The following is a 15,507-nucleotide window of genomic DNA, read 5'->3' as shown; positions in this document are numbered from 1 at the left end:
TTCAAATGTTTAATAAATTGGTTAAGCTAAATATGCTTGTTGTAATGCCTCTAAACCATCTTTATAAATTCCATGGAATAGATTAATTGCCTCTTCATCAGTAACCTCTACAGGAGTGAAGCTACCAGACCATTCAACTAATGATGTGTTAGCATCTTTACCTTCTTTAACACGGATTGTAGATAAATAATTAGTTACAGGGAATGGTGCTTGCATAATTGAATATGTGTAGTAGCGCTCTTTCTCATTAAATGCTTCTAAACGTTCTACAATCGCATCGCCATCAGGATTAGCTAAATGACGTACACGTCCGCCTTCAGTTACTTTACTGCTAGGAATATACGGTAACCAATCTGGAAGTGCATCAAAACCTCCAATTAATTTCCATACTTGTTCAGGTGAAGCTGGAATTTCAATAGATGTAATAGTGTTTGCCATGTTAATTACTCTCCTTTTTATTTAACGTTGATTGGTAGTGGTGCATTAGCTGCAACCAATTTTTGTTCGCGCATTTCTTCCCAGAACGCTGCCGGAATCACTGTTTTCAATGCAGCTTGGTCTTCTGCAATTCGTTCCGGTTTACTTGCACCAGGAATAACAGCAGCAACTGCTGGATTAGCCAATGCAAATTGTAAAGCAGCAGCTTTAATACTGATTCCATGACGATCTGCAAGGTTTTTCATTTTATTAACTTTTGCAATGATTTCTGGTGACGCTTTTTGGTATTCGAAGTGAGCTCCTCCAGCAAGAACACCTGAGCTATATGGTCCACCAACAACAATGTCCATATTATTTTTTACAGCTGCAGGCATTACACGTTCTAATGCACGCTCATGGTCTAATAATGAATAGCGACCAGCTAGTAAAGATACATTTGGTTTTGCTTCTTCTAAGTCCAGCATAAGTTCAATTGCTTCTACTTTGTTCACTCCAAGGCCCCAGCCTTTAATTACACCTTCATCACGTAATTGCGTAAGTGCACGGAATGCTCCTGTTCGAGCAATTTCAAATTGTGAAATCCACTCATCTCCATAAAAATCTTGTGCTACGTCATGAATATAAACAAAATCTAGACGATCTGTTTTTAAACGTTTTAAACTGTCTTCAATAGAACGAAGAGTTGCGTCCGCACTGTAGTCATTGATAATTTTATTTTTACGACCAAATTCGAACAGTCCGCCTTTTTCACCTAAATCACGTGTAGATGGATCTTCCAATTCATCTGAAATAATTCGACCTACTTTTGTACTTAAGAAGTACTCGTCACGATTTCTTTTCGATAGTGCTTCACCAAGACGAATCTCTGCTAAACCAGATCCATAAAGTGGAGCTGTATCAAAGTAACGAACACCCTTATCCCAAGCAGCACCCACTGTTGCAATTGCTTCTTCTTCCGGAATATTACGGTACATATTACCTAGTGGCGCCGTACCAAAACCAAGTGTACCTTTTAATAAATCTTTCATTTAAAATCTCCTCCTAAAATTTATATAAAAATGATTAATGGATGTAAATAATGTGAAAAGGGATGACCGATCAAAGCACGATAGTTATGAAAAATAACGTATATGCTTTTTAGTTCTACACTACTCATTTCCCTCTCACGTATGTAATTATGTCTTATCTACAACACAATAAAAAGTACGCACTTTAAAGTGTTATAGATACTAATAAGTAACAATTTTATGTTTCAACGTCTGTAGCTCCAAAATAAAATTATTAAAAATGATTTTATTTAAAAAAATCCACTATTCTTGCCGAGGTAACTATAGAAATTATCAGTGGAACATAGAAAGTTGCTATTATTCTTCATAAAAAAAGGAAACAACGAAATGAAATATGTTCGTTGTTTCCTTTTTACCTTCTCTAAAATATTAAATTACATTTCGAACAAAAAGGAGCCGAATTCCCTTTTCTAATTTTCGCATCACATTTTGGGCAATATACATATCGCTCTTCTATCATTTGTCGCTCTATCATATGTAAGGATACTATTCTCATACTGCACATAATCCCAATTAATATAAGGCTAACAATGAGTAGCATACCTCTCGCCCTCCCCCTTTATCATTTTACCATAAAACAACAAACCCGATTCTCTCATCTAGAACCGGGTTTATACTTACAATCCTAACTTCACCTTCGCGCCATCAGGAATTATTTCTTCTTCTATTTGTACCTTATCGTGCACAGACTTTCCTCTCGTAATTACATGCCAGTAGGAACCTTTTTGCAATGTATCCACTCCATCAATTGTTATCTCTTTTTCGTTTCCATCCTTATCATATGTGTTCACTGTGTATGCACGGCCTTTATTTCCACCTAAATCTTTTCCATCGTTATCAATTACCGCATAACGATATTCTAATTTAAGAAACGGATTCATGGAATCTACTGTAGCACTCCCATTTAACAAATATGCCGCTCCTGCTATGATGACAAGTAATGATCCTAAAATAAATCTTTTCATCTATATTCCGCCTTTCATTATGTTTTTCTATAAGACCTTTCTAAGTATAGAGAGCATTTCTTAATAAAAACTCGTGCGGTTTCTTAACTTTTTCTTAATGTCACAGGGCTTTGCATCAGCACTTCGATAAATAAAGCCATATTAATAATAAAAGGAGGCTGCCGCCTCCTTTATTTACTCATCACTGTATTTCTTTTTTGTCTGTAAAAATAAAACACACTCACAATCAATGCAATACTCCCGCCAAAATACAAACCATACTCTATCGCAGCTGCTACAATCCTTTCAATATGTTGTCCAAATAAAGAACCGAGCACAAAATAAACGAGTGTCCAAACAAATCCTGTCGTATAAGAATACAATGCATACGTCTTAAATGACATGTTATTCATTCCAACTAAATACGGTACGATATGTCTTACAACTGGTATGAAATAGCTTGTAACTAACGCGTACTGTCCGTATTTATCAACCATTTCTTGTGATTTCATCAAATACTTCGCTTTTTTCTTTTTCACTAATTTATGGAGTACCTTCGTTCCAAAAACCTTCCCTAATATATATCCTAAAGAAAGCCCTGATACAACACCTAAATATGTTAATACGAATGAAGGAACAACACTTAATATACCTACTGAAGATACGAAACCACCACTCATAACAATCATTTCATCTGGAATTGGCATACCGATAATCCCTAACCATAAACAGAAAAATAAAGCCCAATAACCGTATTGTTCAATATAAGATAATAATTCATGTAATTCCATTATGCATATGCTCTCCTTAGTTCTTTTTTGCAACTAAAGACGTAGGCTGGCGGGAAATTGAGCCATACTTTTTCTAGTGTAATTTCAGGGAAGAAATGCTGTATAAACCCTTTTTTCACAAGTGAATATTGAAATGTAATGAACTCACCATTCTCATGTATCGCTTCCATCGCATTATTTAAAATGCGCTTTGAAACTTCTTCTGGTAAAGAAGTGAAAGGCAACCCTGATAAAACGTAATCAATGCATTCTATATTGAGCTCCTCCATATACTTCTTTATATTTTCAGCTGAACCGTGTACAACAATGACATTCTGCTCATCTTTAAACTTTCTTTTTAATTCTTTGAAAAATACTTCATTAATTTCAATAAGAAGAAATATCGTTTCCTTCTTTTTTCTCTTCATAATCTCTTTCGTAAAAACCCCTGTGCCAGGCCCTAACTCTACAATACATTTCGCTTTATTAAAATCAATTACATCGACCATTTTCTTTGCTAATATTTTTGAACTTGGCGCAATTGCACCAGTATGTTTTGGATGCTTTATAAATTCATGTAAAAATGTAATGAGCTGCATGTAAACCTCTCCTCATTCGTTCGATAGTTTTTAACTTGTGTCTAAGTATAACTATCGTTTCTTAATAAAAATTGAGGAAGTTTCTTAAGATTTTATGAAGAATAAAAAAAACAGCTATCGCGTGTAGCGATAGCTGCCCCTTATTACTTCGCACTCACAATCTTATAATAAGAACGAACCGTTAAGAAGTAATATCCAATATAGATGACACCGTATACTCCAATACTAATGAGAAGAGGAATCATAATTTCAAATGGTAATATATTTGATAAACCTTTTAGTGCAAATAAACTGTGTAAAATACCGATTACTAACGGAATAGCGAAGATAAAGCTTACTTGTTTTGCGATAGCTTTCTTCATTTCTTGCTTCGTTACACCAACTTTATGAAGGACAATGTAACGATCACGGTCAGCACTTGCTTCTGTTAATTGTTTAAAGTAAATGATTGAGCCTGTTGCTAATAGGAATACTAATCCTAAGAATAACCCAATAAACATCATTAAGCCTGTCGTTTCAAGCCCCATTTGGAATCCTGTATAGAAATCGTTAAATGGTTTTAAAACTTCTGATTCTCCAGCTGGCATAATGCTTGCTAATTTTGCTGTTAACTCTTTACTATTTCGCTCACCTTTTACATCAATATTTTTTACAGTACGCGTTTCGTTTACTTGTTTCACTTGCTCATATGTTTTATCAGGAACGATTACAAATAGTTCATTTAAATTTGTAAGGCTTCTATTATTTACACCTTTAATTTTTAATTCTTTTGACTCATTTCCAACAGGGAATACAGCTGTATTTCCTGTATAAAGAGGACCAAAATCAATTTTCTCAATATATAAGCTATCATATACGAAAGCTTCATTCGCACTCAAATTTACAGGTTCTACATCTAAGTGTTTCACATGTTTATTAAAGCTTGATTGAGAAATAAGCTGGTACTGATTCGTAACATTATAGTGTGTGTTCAGAACTTGATCAGCTCTTTCACCTTTAAATGTTCCTTTCACAGGAATCATTTCAACTTCTGATTCATATGTGACTGGGTGATTATTCTTCTCTCCAGCAAGTATTTCATTTACTTTTTTATCTAATGCTGCATCTTTTTTCTCATAGGAATAACTATACGGCGCAGCAACTTTTGATTGCGTAAATGTGTTGTAATACATCGTAACTGACGTACCAACCGCTGTTAATGTAACTGCACTTAAAATAGCGATTGTCGCCAATGATTTCGCATTTCCTTTAATACGATATAGTAACTGCGATGTCGTTACCATATTCATACCATTATAAAATGCTGACTTATTATTTCTTGCACGTTTCAATACAAATACTGTGAAGAACATGAACAGTAAATAAGTCCCTGCTACTGTCGCTAATAAAATATATAATGCAACGACCATAAAGTCTGCATACATAACTGCTTTCATGTACATTAGCGCTAAAAAATAACCTGAACCGATTAAGAAAACTGAAATTAATGCCATGATGACAGATCCTTTTGGCATTGCTTCTCCTTCACGTTCTGCACGGAAAAGTTCAATTAACTTAAAGCGATAAATTAAACGATATCCTTGAAGTGATGTATATAAAATAATCACAAAGAAAATAATTGCTGTATCAATAATAGCAGCCATCGGTACTTCAAAATGAACATTTAAATTTAATCCCATCATATTTACTAATAACTCAAGGAATAATTTCGAAAGGACACTACCAATCGCAATCCCGATTACTAATGACATTAATCCCATTAACATATTTTCATAAAAGAGCATTTTACCAATTTGTCTTTTACGGATACCTAATAACGAATATAAGCCAACTTCTTTTTTACGTTTACGTGTAAAGAATCCGTTCGAATATATAATGAACACCGCTACGAAAATGATAAGCATCACACTGGAAACTTGGAACGCTCCGCTAATCTTTTTAGAAGCTTCTGCTGCTTTTTCCATTTGTGAATTATATTGCAGTGCTTTAAATGTAAAATAAATAACGATACTAAAAATCATAGATGCGAAATATACAAAGTAGTCTTTAAAGTTCCGCTGTATGTTGCGGAGGGCAATGCTAGATAAGGTCATCAGCCATACCTCCAGAAATAGAAGACATTACGTCAACAATTTTTTGGAAGAACTGTTTACGCGTCGATTCACCGCGGTGCAATTCTTTATATAGTTCACCATCTTTAATGAAAATAACTCGTTTACAATAACTTGCTGCAAATGCATCATGCGTTACCATTAAAATTGTTGAGTTATCATATTCATTTAATGACTTCATACTTTCAAGTAAATCTGTTGCAGATTTAGAATCAAGCGCTCCAGTTGGCTCATCCCCGAAAATCATACTTGGATTCGTAACGATTGCACGTGATGCTGCGCAGCGCTGCTTCTGTCCACCAGATACTTGATATGGGAACTGACTTAAAATATGATCAATGCCAAATTTCTTTGAGATTTCAAGAACGCGGCGATCAATCTCACTCGCTTTCACCTTTGATAACGCAAGTGGTAAAGCAATATTCTCTTTCACTGTTAATGTATCTAATAAGTTATAATCTTGGAAAATGAAGCCTAAATGATCGCGGCGGAATAATGCTAACTTATCATCATTCATTTTCACAATATCTTTTCCATCAATTAAAATTTCACCGTTCGTCGCATTATCAATTGTAGAAAGAACATTTAGTAAAGTCGTCTTACCAGAACCAGAAGGTCCCATAATTCCAACGAACTCACCTTCTTTTACTTGTAAGTTAATACCTTTTAACGCTGCAAATTTATTACCACCCGTGTCATATACTTTTTCAATATTTTTTGCTTCTAATACTGTTTTCATCTCGACATCCCTCATTTCTTCTATTCTCTATTTTCAACTATATACACTCTCTACTCTTGCCACTATCGATGTTTCTTACACAAACATGACAGTTATGTAAGGCACATAAGTAAAGAAATCAAAAAGTTAACGTAATGAATTAAAGTACTTTGTTACTATAACATTGGGATATCATACCATCCATTCATTCTCCTTACAGGAACATTACAATTTTGTAAGGTAAAAAATGCACCTACAAAGTTGTGCACGAAATGTCGGATGGAGCTATTTCGTTCCTGCTATTCTATGTACAGAGGAGGTCATAATATGGATTCACTTAAAAATATGAATGCTGCAATGCGCTATATTGAAGATAACCTTACGAATGAAATTGATTTTAAAGAAGTTGCGAGGCTAGCTCTTTGTTCTGAGTATCACTTTAAAAGAATGTTTTCGTTTTTAGCAGGTATATCACTATCTGATTATATTCGCTGTAGACGTCTTACTCTCGCTGCCTTTGAACTAAAAAACAGCAATGTAAAAGTCATTGATATCGCTATAAAATATGGATACAACTCACCAGATTCATTCGCTCGTGCATTTCAAAACTTGCACGGTATAACACCTTCAGAAGCCCGAAATAGTAGCCATTCTTTGAAGGCTTATTCACCAATGACCTTCCAATTATCCATTCAAGGAGGAAATGAAATGAATTATCGAATTGAAGAAAAAGAGGCATTTCGAATTATAGGTATTACAAAACGAGTACCAATCGTTTTTAATGGTGTAAATGAAGAAATTGCTTCTATGTGGAAAAGTTTAAACCCAGAGTCTATTCAAACATTAAAGTCCCTTTCGAACATTGAACCTACTGGAATTATTAGTGCTTCTACTAATTTTTCTGAAGGAAGAATGGAGGAAAAAGGAGAACTTGATTACTATATTGGAGTAGCCACAACGAAGGATTGTCCAGAGCAATTCGCGCAACTTGAAGTCGCAGCTTCAACATGGGCTATATTTGAAGCTGTCGGTCTATTTCCTGATGCATTACAAAATGTGTGGGGGCGTATTTATTCTGAATGGTTCCCTTCTTCGAACTATGAACTAGCGGAAGGACCGGAAATATTGTGGAATGAACAGAAAGATATATCTTCTCCAAACTTTAAAAGTGAAATTTGGATACCGGTTTTGAAGAAGTGATAAAAAAAACAAAGCTGCTCTTCCCTAAAAGGAAAAGCAGCTTTATTTACATTTTCAACTCTTCTTTATAAATACTATATGACTTTATTGTTGATACGATAATACATATTAATATGATTCCAATCCCCATAAAAATATTAAATGGATCTGGAAGCAAAGCCCCGGCATATATACAAAGTGAACCTATTACAAATACCCTCGAAGCAAATCTATGTGTTTTTCTCCAAACTACAGGATTTTCTAATGTCCAGTCCATTCGAATGCCTACTAACCCGTTCGGCTTCGTTTGTTGCATGTAATTACCTAGTACAAGAAACAATGTTCCAAGTCCAAAATTAAATGCAATTGAGCCCGATGCAATATAATTAGACGCTGCTAATAGTGCAAATATGTTACATCCAAATCCGATAAAGAGAATGGCATAATTAATCGCTGAAAGAACTTTGGATTGCTGTGTAGACTTATCTTTTATGAATCCAAAAACTAGCCATATCATATAGAGCACTACCATACTACCTATCGAGAATGAACTTGCTTCTATTTTAGAAAAATATCCATCTACTACTCCTGCTGCATTATAATGGCGTGGAATTTGTTCTGGTAAATATGGCCATACAATATACCATCCAATTGCAATGCCAATAATTAAACTCCATGGTACTACGTGTCTTTTCATCCTCTCTCCCCCATAATTTTTTATTAGGCCCCTATTTCTTTTTTATAAGCAATATATGAATATCCCATCGTTAATCCTACTGCACCAATAATAATTCCAACCATTACGAAAGATTTCCACGCCACTGGTGCAAAAACACTTAAAATCATAATGATCCCCAATGCAACAAACACCTTTCCGCTAAAACGGTGCGTTTTTCTCCACACTTCTTCGTTACTTAATGTCCACGGTGTTTTTATACCTACAAAGTAGTTTGGTTTACATTGTGGTAAATAGTTTCCGATGACTATAAATAAAATACCCACTAATAATTCCGGCACGCGATTAATGAATAAATTGTATCCTAATCCACTTGTAATAATATCTATATTCCCTACAAATAGTAGCAGTAGTATCCCGTTATTCATCATCATAAAAGCTTTAGAAAACTTCTCGTAGTTCGCTTTCTTTGGATCAATCTTTGGTAACACGTTTAGAAAAATATATAAAACAATCATAATTCCAACCATAGAAAGCATTCCATACAATTTAGAAGAATATCCATCTACTTTACCGCCGCTCCAATGCGTTGCAATTGTATCCGGTAAATGTGGCCAAGCAAACGCCCAAGCTAAACAAGTTATAACAATTAATAAGATTGCAAAAAGATGCTTTTTCATTTCCCCTCTTCCCCCTTATTCGTAAATGTAAACACCCAAGTCAATAAATCTTGAAAGACCGTTGTGTTTAAAGAGTACATAACGAATTGCCCTTTCTTTTCATCTTGAATAAGTTCAGCATTTTTAAGTGCATTTAAGTGGTGTGAAATACTTGGTTTTGTCATATTGAAATGTTCAGCAATCTCACCAGCGGTTAGATCGCCTTCTTTTAATAAGTCTAAAATTTTTCGCCTTGTTGGATCTGCTAATGCTTTGAATGCTTGATTCAATGTCTTTCTTCCTTTCGATAATTAGACATTTAGATATTTATTTAGATATTTATCTAAATATTAAACCAATTAACGTTATTTGTCAATTTCATCCAGCGCCCTTTTTACTTTTCTCACTTTTAACCTATACTGTTTACTAGCTTATCTTTCAACATAATGAAAAGACTTGAAACACATGATACACTATAGCTACAATTGTTTTTTTGAGGAGGAATATACATATGTATAAAATTTTAATCGTTGAAGACGATCCAAATATTTCATCATTACTGCAATCTCACATTCAGAAGTACGGTTATGAGGCTGTGGTAGCGGAGAATTTCGATGATATTATGGAATCGTTTAACGCTGTGAAACCACATCTTGTTTTACTTGATGTAAACTTACCGAAATTCGATGGTTTCTACTGGTGCCGTCAAATTCGTCATGAATCTACTTGTCCAATTATTTTCATTTCAGCGCGTGCTGGTGAGATGGAACAAATTATGGCAATTGAAAGCGGTGCGGATGATTACATTACAAAACCATTCCACTACGACGTTGTAATGGCAAAAATTAAAGGACAATTACGCCGTATTTACGGTGATTATGCACCAAATATTTCTGAACGTATCGTTGAAGTAGAAGGTTTAAAACTATTCCCTGAACGTCCAGAAATTCATTTTGGATCTGAACAAGTTCTTTTAACGAAGAAAGAGGCAATTTTAGCAGAAATGTTATTATCTAAATTCCCTCGTACAGCGAGCCGTGAAGATTTATTAGCTGCGCTTTGGGATGACGAAAGTTTCGTTGAGGAAAATACATTAAACGTAAACATTACACGTCTTCGTAAAAAGTTTAATGAGCTTGGCATTGAGAACTCTATTGAAACAGTACGTGGACTTGGATATCGCTTTAACGCAACTTGGAGTGAATAAGCATGAAGCTATTTTTACGTGATCATTTTGCATTTTTTCTACTGTACGTATTAAACTTCGGTATCATTTTCGTTCTTTATGATGCAGTAGACGGATTTCAAAATAATAAATTTTACTTCGTCGTTTTAAGCCTATACTTATTTATTTGTTTCCTCGCTTATCGTTACGTTCGCAATCGTAGAATGTACCATAGATTAAGTGAGCAACCAGAAAAAATGGAAGATGCGTTTATTGAAAGAGCAACTGCTCCGATGCCTCACGGTGTCAATGAACTCGTACGTACGCAGTACCGTTTATTCCAAAAAGAACTACAATCGTATGAAGTAAAACAACAAGAACATCAATTATTCATTAACCATTGGGTACATCAAATGAAGACACCTGTTTCTGTTATGCAGCTTATGGTGCTAGAAATGGAAGACGAGCATTTAATTCCAAAGTTTAAAAAAGAATTAGAGCGTCTAAACCAAGGGCTTGATATGGCTTTATACATGGCTAGGTTAAATAACTTCCATGAAGATTTCCATGTCGAGACGATTTCATTAAAAGATACGGTAACAAAAAATATTAACGGATTAAAAGAACTATTCATTCGTAATGGTGTCTTCCCTGTTTTAGAAGTCCATTCTGATTTAAAAGTTGCTTCTGATGCGAAATGGCTAAAATTTATCATCTATCAGTTAATGACAAATGCTGTTCGTTACTCTGGGGAACGCGGAAAGAAAGTATTCTTATCTGCTTACCGAAACGGAAAAGATATTATTTTAGAAGTTCGCGATGAAGGTGTTGGTATTCCGCAAGAAGATATTCGAAGAGTATTTGAACCATTTTACACTGGGAAAAACGGTCGCGCGTTCGGAGAATCTACTGGTATGGGACTTTATATTGTAAGTAAAATTTGTGATTATTTAGGTCACTCTGTCAAACTAGATTCTGAAGTTGGTAAAGGAACGACGATTAAAATCATCTTCCACAACGCTGCAAATAATCAAGCAGAACATACGGAGAAGGTGACCGAAGCATGATCGTAACATATGCAAGCAAAATGTATGAGAACTCACTCTCATACATTTTTTGCAATACAACTACTTCTATATCTTCTAGCCGGAGGTATAATCTATGACATTTTGGCAATTTGCATTTAAAAACGTCACGCGCAACTCAAGAGCTTATTTTGCTTACTTTGTAAGTAGCTCCTTTTCCATTGCTGTGTTCTTTTCGTTTGCTGTTTACTTATTCCATCCGAAATTACAAAACTTTGACATGACCTCTGAAATTTCAGGATTAATGATATTTTCAGAAGTAGTAATTGTATTTTTCTCTTTCTTCTTTTTACTATATTCCATTGGTACTTTTTTAAAAGTTAGAAAAAAACAATTTGGTATTTTGACCATTTTAGGAATATCGAGAAAACAATTACATCGTCTTATTTTTATGGAGAATATGTTAATCGGGATTTTATCTATCTTTTTCGGCATGCAGTTTGGAGTTGTTTTTTCTCAATTTTTCTTATTAGTAACAGCCAAACTTACCCATGTTCCAGGAATATATTTATACGGGCCTACTAACGCGTTTATTTTAACAACCATTGTTTTCCTTAGTCTTTTTATCATTGTATCTGCATTCACACCAATGCTTATTCGTACAAAAAAAGCAGTACACCTTTTAAAAACAAATGGTGGAAAACAAAAAGAAAGAAAACCATCCATACTTGTTTCATTATTTGGTGCGATTTGTTTATTTGGTGGTTATGCGTTAGCTGGAAATCCTAAATATTTCGTATCAGTAAGCCCGCAAATCGGTGTTATATATATGGTTTCAAGTATTTTCGTTATCCCAACGCTTGTTACAATTGGAACATATTTCTTCTTTTCACAAATTAGTTTCTTACTTATTTATATTTTAAAGAAAAGAAGGAAGTTTTATATGAAACGGATTAATATGCTTTGGATTTCGGATTTAGCGAGCCGTATTCGAACGAATATTAATATGCTGTTTATTGTAGCGATGCTATCTACAATTGCTTTCACAATGATTACGTTTCTATATGGATTCGGGAAATTTATTAAGCTAGAGGTGAATAGAGCTTCTCCTTTTCCAATTTCTTATTTTTCTTATGATGCGAACCCTTTTGTTACAGAGCATTTAAATTGGCTTGAGCAACAATTACAAAAAGAGCATTTCCCCTATCAAAAAATAAAAGCTGATATATATGAAACACCACTAAAAGAAGATAAAGATATAGCTATTTATAATGACGTATACGCAATTAAGCAAAGTGACTATAACAAACTTGCAGATTCTTTACGAATGAAACAACTATTTATGGATGATAACGAAGCATATGTGCTAACAGGGACATCTTATAACACCATATTCAACGAATTTGAGCAAAGCTACAAAAGAGATTACATTACACTCTCTAGTACAAATACGAAATTACGAGTGAAAGGCTATGAGCATGTGAATGCAATTCCATCTGGATTTTCATATCAAACGATAGTTTTGCCTGATGTTATCGTAAATAACTTACCTAGCACCATAAAGCATATATCAGCATACAATTACAAAATTCAAAACTGGGAACAGACATATGAAATTGCTGATAATTTTATAGAAAAAGTGCAAAAAGATCGAAATAAATCCCAGTATGAAGGACCTCTTATTCGTTCCTTTGAATCAGCAGGATCGTTATACAAAATAACATCAGGCAGTGCTGCATTTTTCCTAATTGGGACATTTTTAGGAGTTATTTTCTTCATTGGAGCTGGTAGCGTTCTTTACTTTAGAATGTATACGGATTTGACGAACGAACAAGAGAAATATATAACGATTTCTAAAATCGGTGTAACAGATACAGAGATGAAACGATCTGCAACCATTCAACTTAGTATTTTATTTTTCATTCCGTACATTATGGCATCCATTCATACAATGTTTGCAACAAAAATGCTACAAGATGTAATTGGTTTATCTCTGTTCAAAGAGGTTTCAGCCGTTCTTATTATTTTTGGATTCGTTGAAATCGTATTTTTCATATTCATTCGTTCACTTTATATGCAAAAATTATCACAATACACGAGTGGACAAAATATTTAAAACAAACTTGATGAAAAGAGTATTTCTTATGCTCTTCTCATCTTCACCCTATCAGGAGGTTCAGGTGAATGACATTTTGGCAGTTTGCATTTAAAAACGTGACGCGGAACGCCAGAGCTTATTTCGCCTATTTTGTAAGCAGTGCGTTCTCCATCGCAATCTTTTTCTCATTTGCAGTTTATTTATTTCATCCTAAATTGCATATGACAGACGTGAATTATTCTCTGAACATATTAATGACAATTTCAGAAGTTGTCATTGTGTTCTTTTCATTTTTCTTTTTACTGTATTCAATCGGGACCTTTTTAAAAGTACGAAAAAAACAGTTCGGGATTTTAACAGTACTTGGCATATCTCAAAAACAATTAAAGCGACTCATATTTATAGAAAATATGTTAATTGGTGCTCTTTCTATATTTTTTGGCATTCAACTTGGAGTTGTCTTTTCACAGTTCTTTTTATTAGTTACCGCCAAAATTACACACGTACCTGGTTTATATTTATATCCGCCTACAAGTGCTATCGTTTTAACTATCATCATCTTTCTTGGGCTCTTCATTCTCGTATCATCTTTTACACCGATGCTCATTCGTACGAGAAAAGCCGTACGTCTTTTAAAAGAAGGAACACAACAAAAAGAAAGAAAAGCATCCGTGCTCATCTCTCTATTTGGTGCGACGTGTTTAATATGTGGATATGCGTTAGCCGCAAATCCGTTGTATTTTATGTCGCTAGGTGACATCATTGGGCTTTTATACGCCGTCTCTAGTATATTTGTCATCCCATCGCTTATTGCAGCTGGAACATACTTTTTCTTTTCACAAATTAGTTTTTTACTTATTCGTATTTTAAAAACGCGAAGAACGTTTTATATGAAACGAATTAATATGCTTTGGATTTCGGATTTAGCAGCGCGCATTCGGACAAACATTAACATGCTCTTTATTGTAGCGATGCTATCAACACTCGCTTTTACAATGATTACATTCTTATACGGTTTTGGGAAATTTACAAAGTTTGATGCAATTAGACAAAACCCTTTCCCGTTTACGTATTTATCGCATACTGAAAATACATTAGCTGATGAACATTTAAACTGGTTAGAGCAGAAATTTAATGAAGGGCACTTTACTTATACAAAATTTAAAACGGATATATATGAGGTATCTTCAGCTGAAGATAACACGCAGCTCTATTACGCAATTAAACAAAGTGACTATAATGTACTTGCTAAAGCATTAAATTTGGAAAAACTCACGGTAAATAAGAATGAATCTTATATTCTTATGAAAGACTTAGATGATCAAGTTATTGGAACACTTCACAATGAAGAAAAGAAAAATACTCTTACACTTACTCAAAACAATTTACAACTACAAGTGAAAGAATATAAAAGTTATAGCCCATTCCCAAACAGCTTAATATACCAATTACTCATACTATCTGATGAAAATGTAGAAGCCTTATCCACCGTTTCCAAACAAATGAGTGTATATAACTTCAAAGTTACAGATTGGGAAAAAGCACATAATATCGGTTCATCGTTTATAACAAAAATTGATAACGATAATGCAGCAATTCAAGCAGAGCACCCACCTTTCCATGCAAGTGAAGCGAGCGATTCTCTATATAAGAAAAAACTAAATGTTGCCTCATTCTTCTTAATTGGTACTTTCTTAGGTGTTATTTTCTTTATCGGTGCTGGTAGTGTTCTTTACTTCCGAATGTATACAGATTTAACAAATGAGCAAGAAAAATATATAACGATTACGAAAATCGGCTTAACTGAGACTGAAATGAAACGTTCAGCGACAATTCAGCTTGCGATTCTTTTCTTCGTACCTTACATTATGGCATCAATCCATACGATGTTTGCGACAAAGATGCTACAAGAAATATTACATCTCTCGTTCTTCGCTGAAATTACAGTCGTACTGTTGATTTTTGGAACAGTTGAAATTTTATTTTTCCTTTTAATTCGTTCCTTTTATATGCAAAAATTATCACAACACATTAAGTTTTAAAAAGTAGAAAGGTGAT

16 protein-coding genes are annotated in these 15,507 nt (G+C 34.2%); 5 read left to right on the top strand and 11 right to left on the bottom strand.

Annotated elements, in window-relative coordinates:
- Nucleotides 1–21: 21 nt before the first annotated feature.
- The 8 genes from MR136_RS23020 to MR136_RS22985 all read right to left on the bottom strand — a co-directional run bounded on the left by MR136_RS23020 (nucleotide 22) and on the right by MR136_RS22985 (nucleotide 6,668).
- Nucleotides 22–438: an SRPBCC family protein gene (locus MR136_RS23020; protein WP_016079934.1), complete on the bottom strand. Its 417-nt coding sequence runs from the start codon at nucleotides 436–438 to the stop codon at nucleotides 22–24.
- A 17-nt stretch (nucleotides 439–455) separates the two neighbouring features.
- Nucleotides 456–1,466, bottom strand: a complete 1,011-nt coding sequence (locus MR136_RS23015) for an aldo/keto reductase (protein WP_098770698.1) — start codon at nucleotides 1,464–1,466, stop codon at nucleotides 456–458.
- Between the two features lie 400 nt (nucleotides 1,467–1,866).
- Entirely contained in the window at nucleotides 1,867–2,046 is a 180-nt protein-coding gene (locus MR136_RS23010; protein WP_000924676.1) for a hypothetical protein, read from the bottom strand.
- A 76-nt stretch (nucleotides 2,047–2,122) separates the two neighbouring features.
- Complete coding sequence (locus MR136_RS23005) at nucleotides 2,123–2,470, bottom strand: YxeA family protein (RefSeq protein WP_000819387.1); 348 nt, start codon at nucleotides 2,468–2,470, stop codon at nucleotides 2,123–2,125.
- A 170-nt stretch (nucleotides 2,471–2,640) separates the two neighbouring features.
- The gene (locus tag MR136_RS23000) at nucleotides 2,641–3,240 is read right to left on the bottom strand and encodes a DedA family protein (RefSeq protein ID WP_000418945.1); all 600 of its coding nucleotides are present in this window, start codon (nucleotides 3,238–3,240) and stop codon (nucleotides 2,641–2,643) included.
- The gene (locus tag MR136_RS22995; protein ID WP_001176064.1) at nucleotides 3,240–3,818 is read right to left on the bottom strand and encodes a class I SAM-dependent methyltransferase; all 579 of its coding nucleotides are present in this window, start codon (nucleotides 3,816–3,818) and stop codon (nucleotides 3,240–3,242) included. Before MR136_RS22995 ends, MR136_RS23000 begins: the two co-directional genes overlap by 1 nt.
- A gap of 143 nt (nucleotides 3,819–3,961) precedes the next feature.
- Nucleotides 3,962–5,911 (bottom strand): ABC transporter permease, encoded by a 1,950-nt coding sequence (locus MR136_RS22990; protein WP_017674407.1) that lies wholly within the window; start codon nucleotides 5,909–5,911, stop codon nucleotides 3,962–3,964.
- Complete coding sequence (locus MR136_RS22985; RefSeq protein ID WP_000859655.1) at nucleotides 5,898–6,668, bottom strand: ABC transporter ATP-binding protein; 771 nt, start codon at nucleotides 6,666–6,668, stop codon at nucleotides 5,898–5,900. The genes MR136_RS22990 and MR136_RS22985 overlap by 14 nt, the downstream gene beginning before the upstream one ends.
- Before the next feature lie 306 nt (nucleotides 6,669–6,974).
- Between MR136_RS22985 and MR136_RS22980 the strand changes: the two genes are divergently transcribed.
- On the top strand, nucleotides 6,975–7,847 hold the full coding sequence (locus MR136_RS22980) for an AraC family transcriptional regulator (protein WP_000377713.1): 873 nt from the start codon (nucleotides 6,975–6,977) through the stop codon (nucleotides 7,845–7,847).
- A 46-nt stretch (nucleotides 7,848–7,893) separates the two neighbouring features.
- Here MR136_RS22980 and MR136_RS22975 read toward each other — a convergent pair whose 3' ends face one another.
- Genes MR136_RS22975 through MR136_RS22965 form a run of 3 tightly spaced genes read right to left on the bottom strand, consistent with a single transcriptional unit; the run spans nucleotide 7,894 to nucleotide 9,451 of the window.
- On the bottom strand, nucleotides 7,894–8,523 hold the full coding sequence (locus tag MR136_RS22975) for an SdpI family protein (protein WP_000820683.1): 630 nt from the start codon (nucleotides 8,521–8,523) through the stop codon (nucleotides 7,894–7,896).
- Between the two features lie 23 nt (nucleotides 8,524–8,546).
- Nucleotides 8,547–9,182 carry an SdpI family protein gene (locus MR136_RS22970; protein ID WP_000716355.1) on the bottom strand — a complete coding sequence of 212 codons (636 nt, stop codon included), beginning with the start codon at nucleotides 9,180–9,182 and terminating at the stop codon, nucleotides 8,547–8,549.
- Nucleotides 9,179–9,451, bottom strand: coding sequence for an autorepressor SdpR family transcription factor (locus MR136_RS22965; RefSeq protein ID WP_001070523.1), 273 nt, complete (start codon nucleotides 9,449–9,451; stop codon nucleotides 9,179–9,181). Before MR136_RS22965 ends, MR136_RS22970 begins: the two co-directional genes overlap by 4 nt.
- A 221-nt stretch (nucleotides 9,452–9,672) precedes the next feature.
- On the opposite strand from MR136_RS22965, the gene MR136_RS22960 reads away from it, so the two are divergent.
- The 4 genes from MR136_RS22960 (at nucleotide 9,673) to MR136_RS22945 (ending at nucleotide 15,491) form a co-directional block, all read left to right on the top strand.
- Nucleotides 9,673–10,368 (top strand): response regulator transcription factor, encoded by a 696-nt coding sequence (locus MR136_RS22960; RefSeq protein ID WP_000276738.1) that lies wholly within the window; start codon nucleotides 9,673–9,675, stop codon nucleotides 10,366–10,368.
- A 2-nt stretch (nucleotides 10,369–10,370) separates the two neighbouring features.
- Complete coding sequence (locus MR136_RS22955; RefSeq protein ID WP_000765341.1) at nucleotides 10,371–11,393, top strand: sensor histidine kinase; 1,023 nt, start codon at nucleotides 10,371–10,373, stop codon at nucleotides 11,391–11,393.
- A gap of 94 nt (nucleotides 11,394–11,487) precedes the next feature.
- Nucleotides 11,488–13,467 (top strand): FtsX-like permease family protein, encoded by a 1,980-nt coding sequence (locus tag MR136_RS22950; RefSeq protein ID WP_242259627.1) that lies wholly within the window; start codon nucleotides 11,488–11,490, stop codon nucleotides 13,465–13,467.
- Nucleotides 13,468–13,535: 68 nt separating this feature from the next.
- Nucleotides 13,536–15,491: an ABC transporter permease gene (locus MR136_RS22945; protein ID WP_061457820.1), complete on the top strand. Its 1,956-nt coding sequence runs from the start codon at nucleotides 13,536–13,538 to the stop codon at nucleotides 15,489–15,491.
- Nucleotides 15,492–15,507: the final 16 nt, after the last annotated feature.

The sequence above is a fragment of the Bacillus cereus group sp. BfR-BA-01311 genome (assembly GCF_022664295.1).
GTDB lineage: Bacteria > Bacillota > Bacilli > Bacillales > Bacillaceae_G > Bacillus_A > Bacillus_A cereus.
The sequence above is the reverse complement of the archived record's forward strand: the minus strand, read 5'-3'. Positions and strand labels throughout refer to the sequence as shown.

Coding starts and splice junctions, on each gene's coding strand:
- MR136_RS23020 (WP_016079934.1), bottom strand. CDS start 438: ATGGCAAACACTATTACATCTATTGAAATTCCAGCTTCACCTGAACAA.
- MR136_RS22985 (WP_000859655.1), bottom strand. CDS start 6,668: ATGAAAACAGTATTAGAAGCAAAAAATATTGAAAAAGTATATGACACG.
- MR136_RS23010 (WP_000924676.1), bottom strand. CDS start 2,046: ATGCTACTCATTGTTAGCCTTATATTAATTGGGATTATGTGCAGTATG.
- MR136_RS22950 (WP_242259627.1), top strand. CDS start 11,488: ATGACATTTTGGCAATTTGCATTTAAAAACGTCACGCGCAACTCAAGA.
- MR136_RS22990 (WP_017674407.1), bottom strand. CDS start 5,911: ATGACCTTATCTAGCATTGCCCTCCGCAACATACAGCGGAACTTTAAA.
- MR136_RS22955 (WP_000765341.1), top strand. CDS start 10,371: ATGAAGCTATTTTTACGTGATCATTTTGCATTTTTTCTACTGTACGTA.
- MR136_RS23000 (WP_000418945.1), bottom strand. CDS start 3,240: ATGGAATTACATGAATTATTATCTTATATTGAACAATACGGTTATTGG.
- MR136_RS22960 (WP_000276738.1), top strand. CDS start 9,673: ATGTATAAAATTTTAATCGTTGAAGACGATCCAAATATTTCATCATTA.
- MR136_RS22980 (WP_000377713.1), top strand. CDS start 6,975: ATGGATTCACTTAAAAATATGAATGCTGCAATGCGCTATATTGAAGAT.
- MR136_RS22975 (WP_000820683.1), bottom strand. CDS start 8,523: ATGAAAAGACACGTAGTACCATGGAGTTTAATTATTGGCATTGCAATT.
- MR136_RS22970 (WP_000716355.1), bottom strand. CDS start 9,182: ATGAAAAAGCATCTTTTTGCAATCTTATTAATTGTTATAACTTGTTTA.
- MR136_RS22995 (WP_001176064.1), bottom strand. CDS start 3,818: ATGCAGCTCATTACATTTTTACATGAATTTATAAAGCATCCAAAACAT.
- MR136_RS23005 (WP_000819387.1), bottom strand. CDS start 2,470: ATGAAAAGATTTATTTTAGGATCATTACTTGTCATCATAGCAGGAGCG.
- MR136_RS23015 (WP_098770698.1), bottom strand. CDS start 1,466: ATGAAAGATTTATTAAAAGGTACACTTGGTTTTGGTACGGCGCCACTA.
- MR136_RS22945 (WP_061457820.1), top strand. CDS start 13,536: ATGACATTTTGGCAGTTTGCATTTAAAAACGTGACGCGGAACGCCAGA.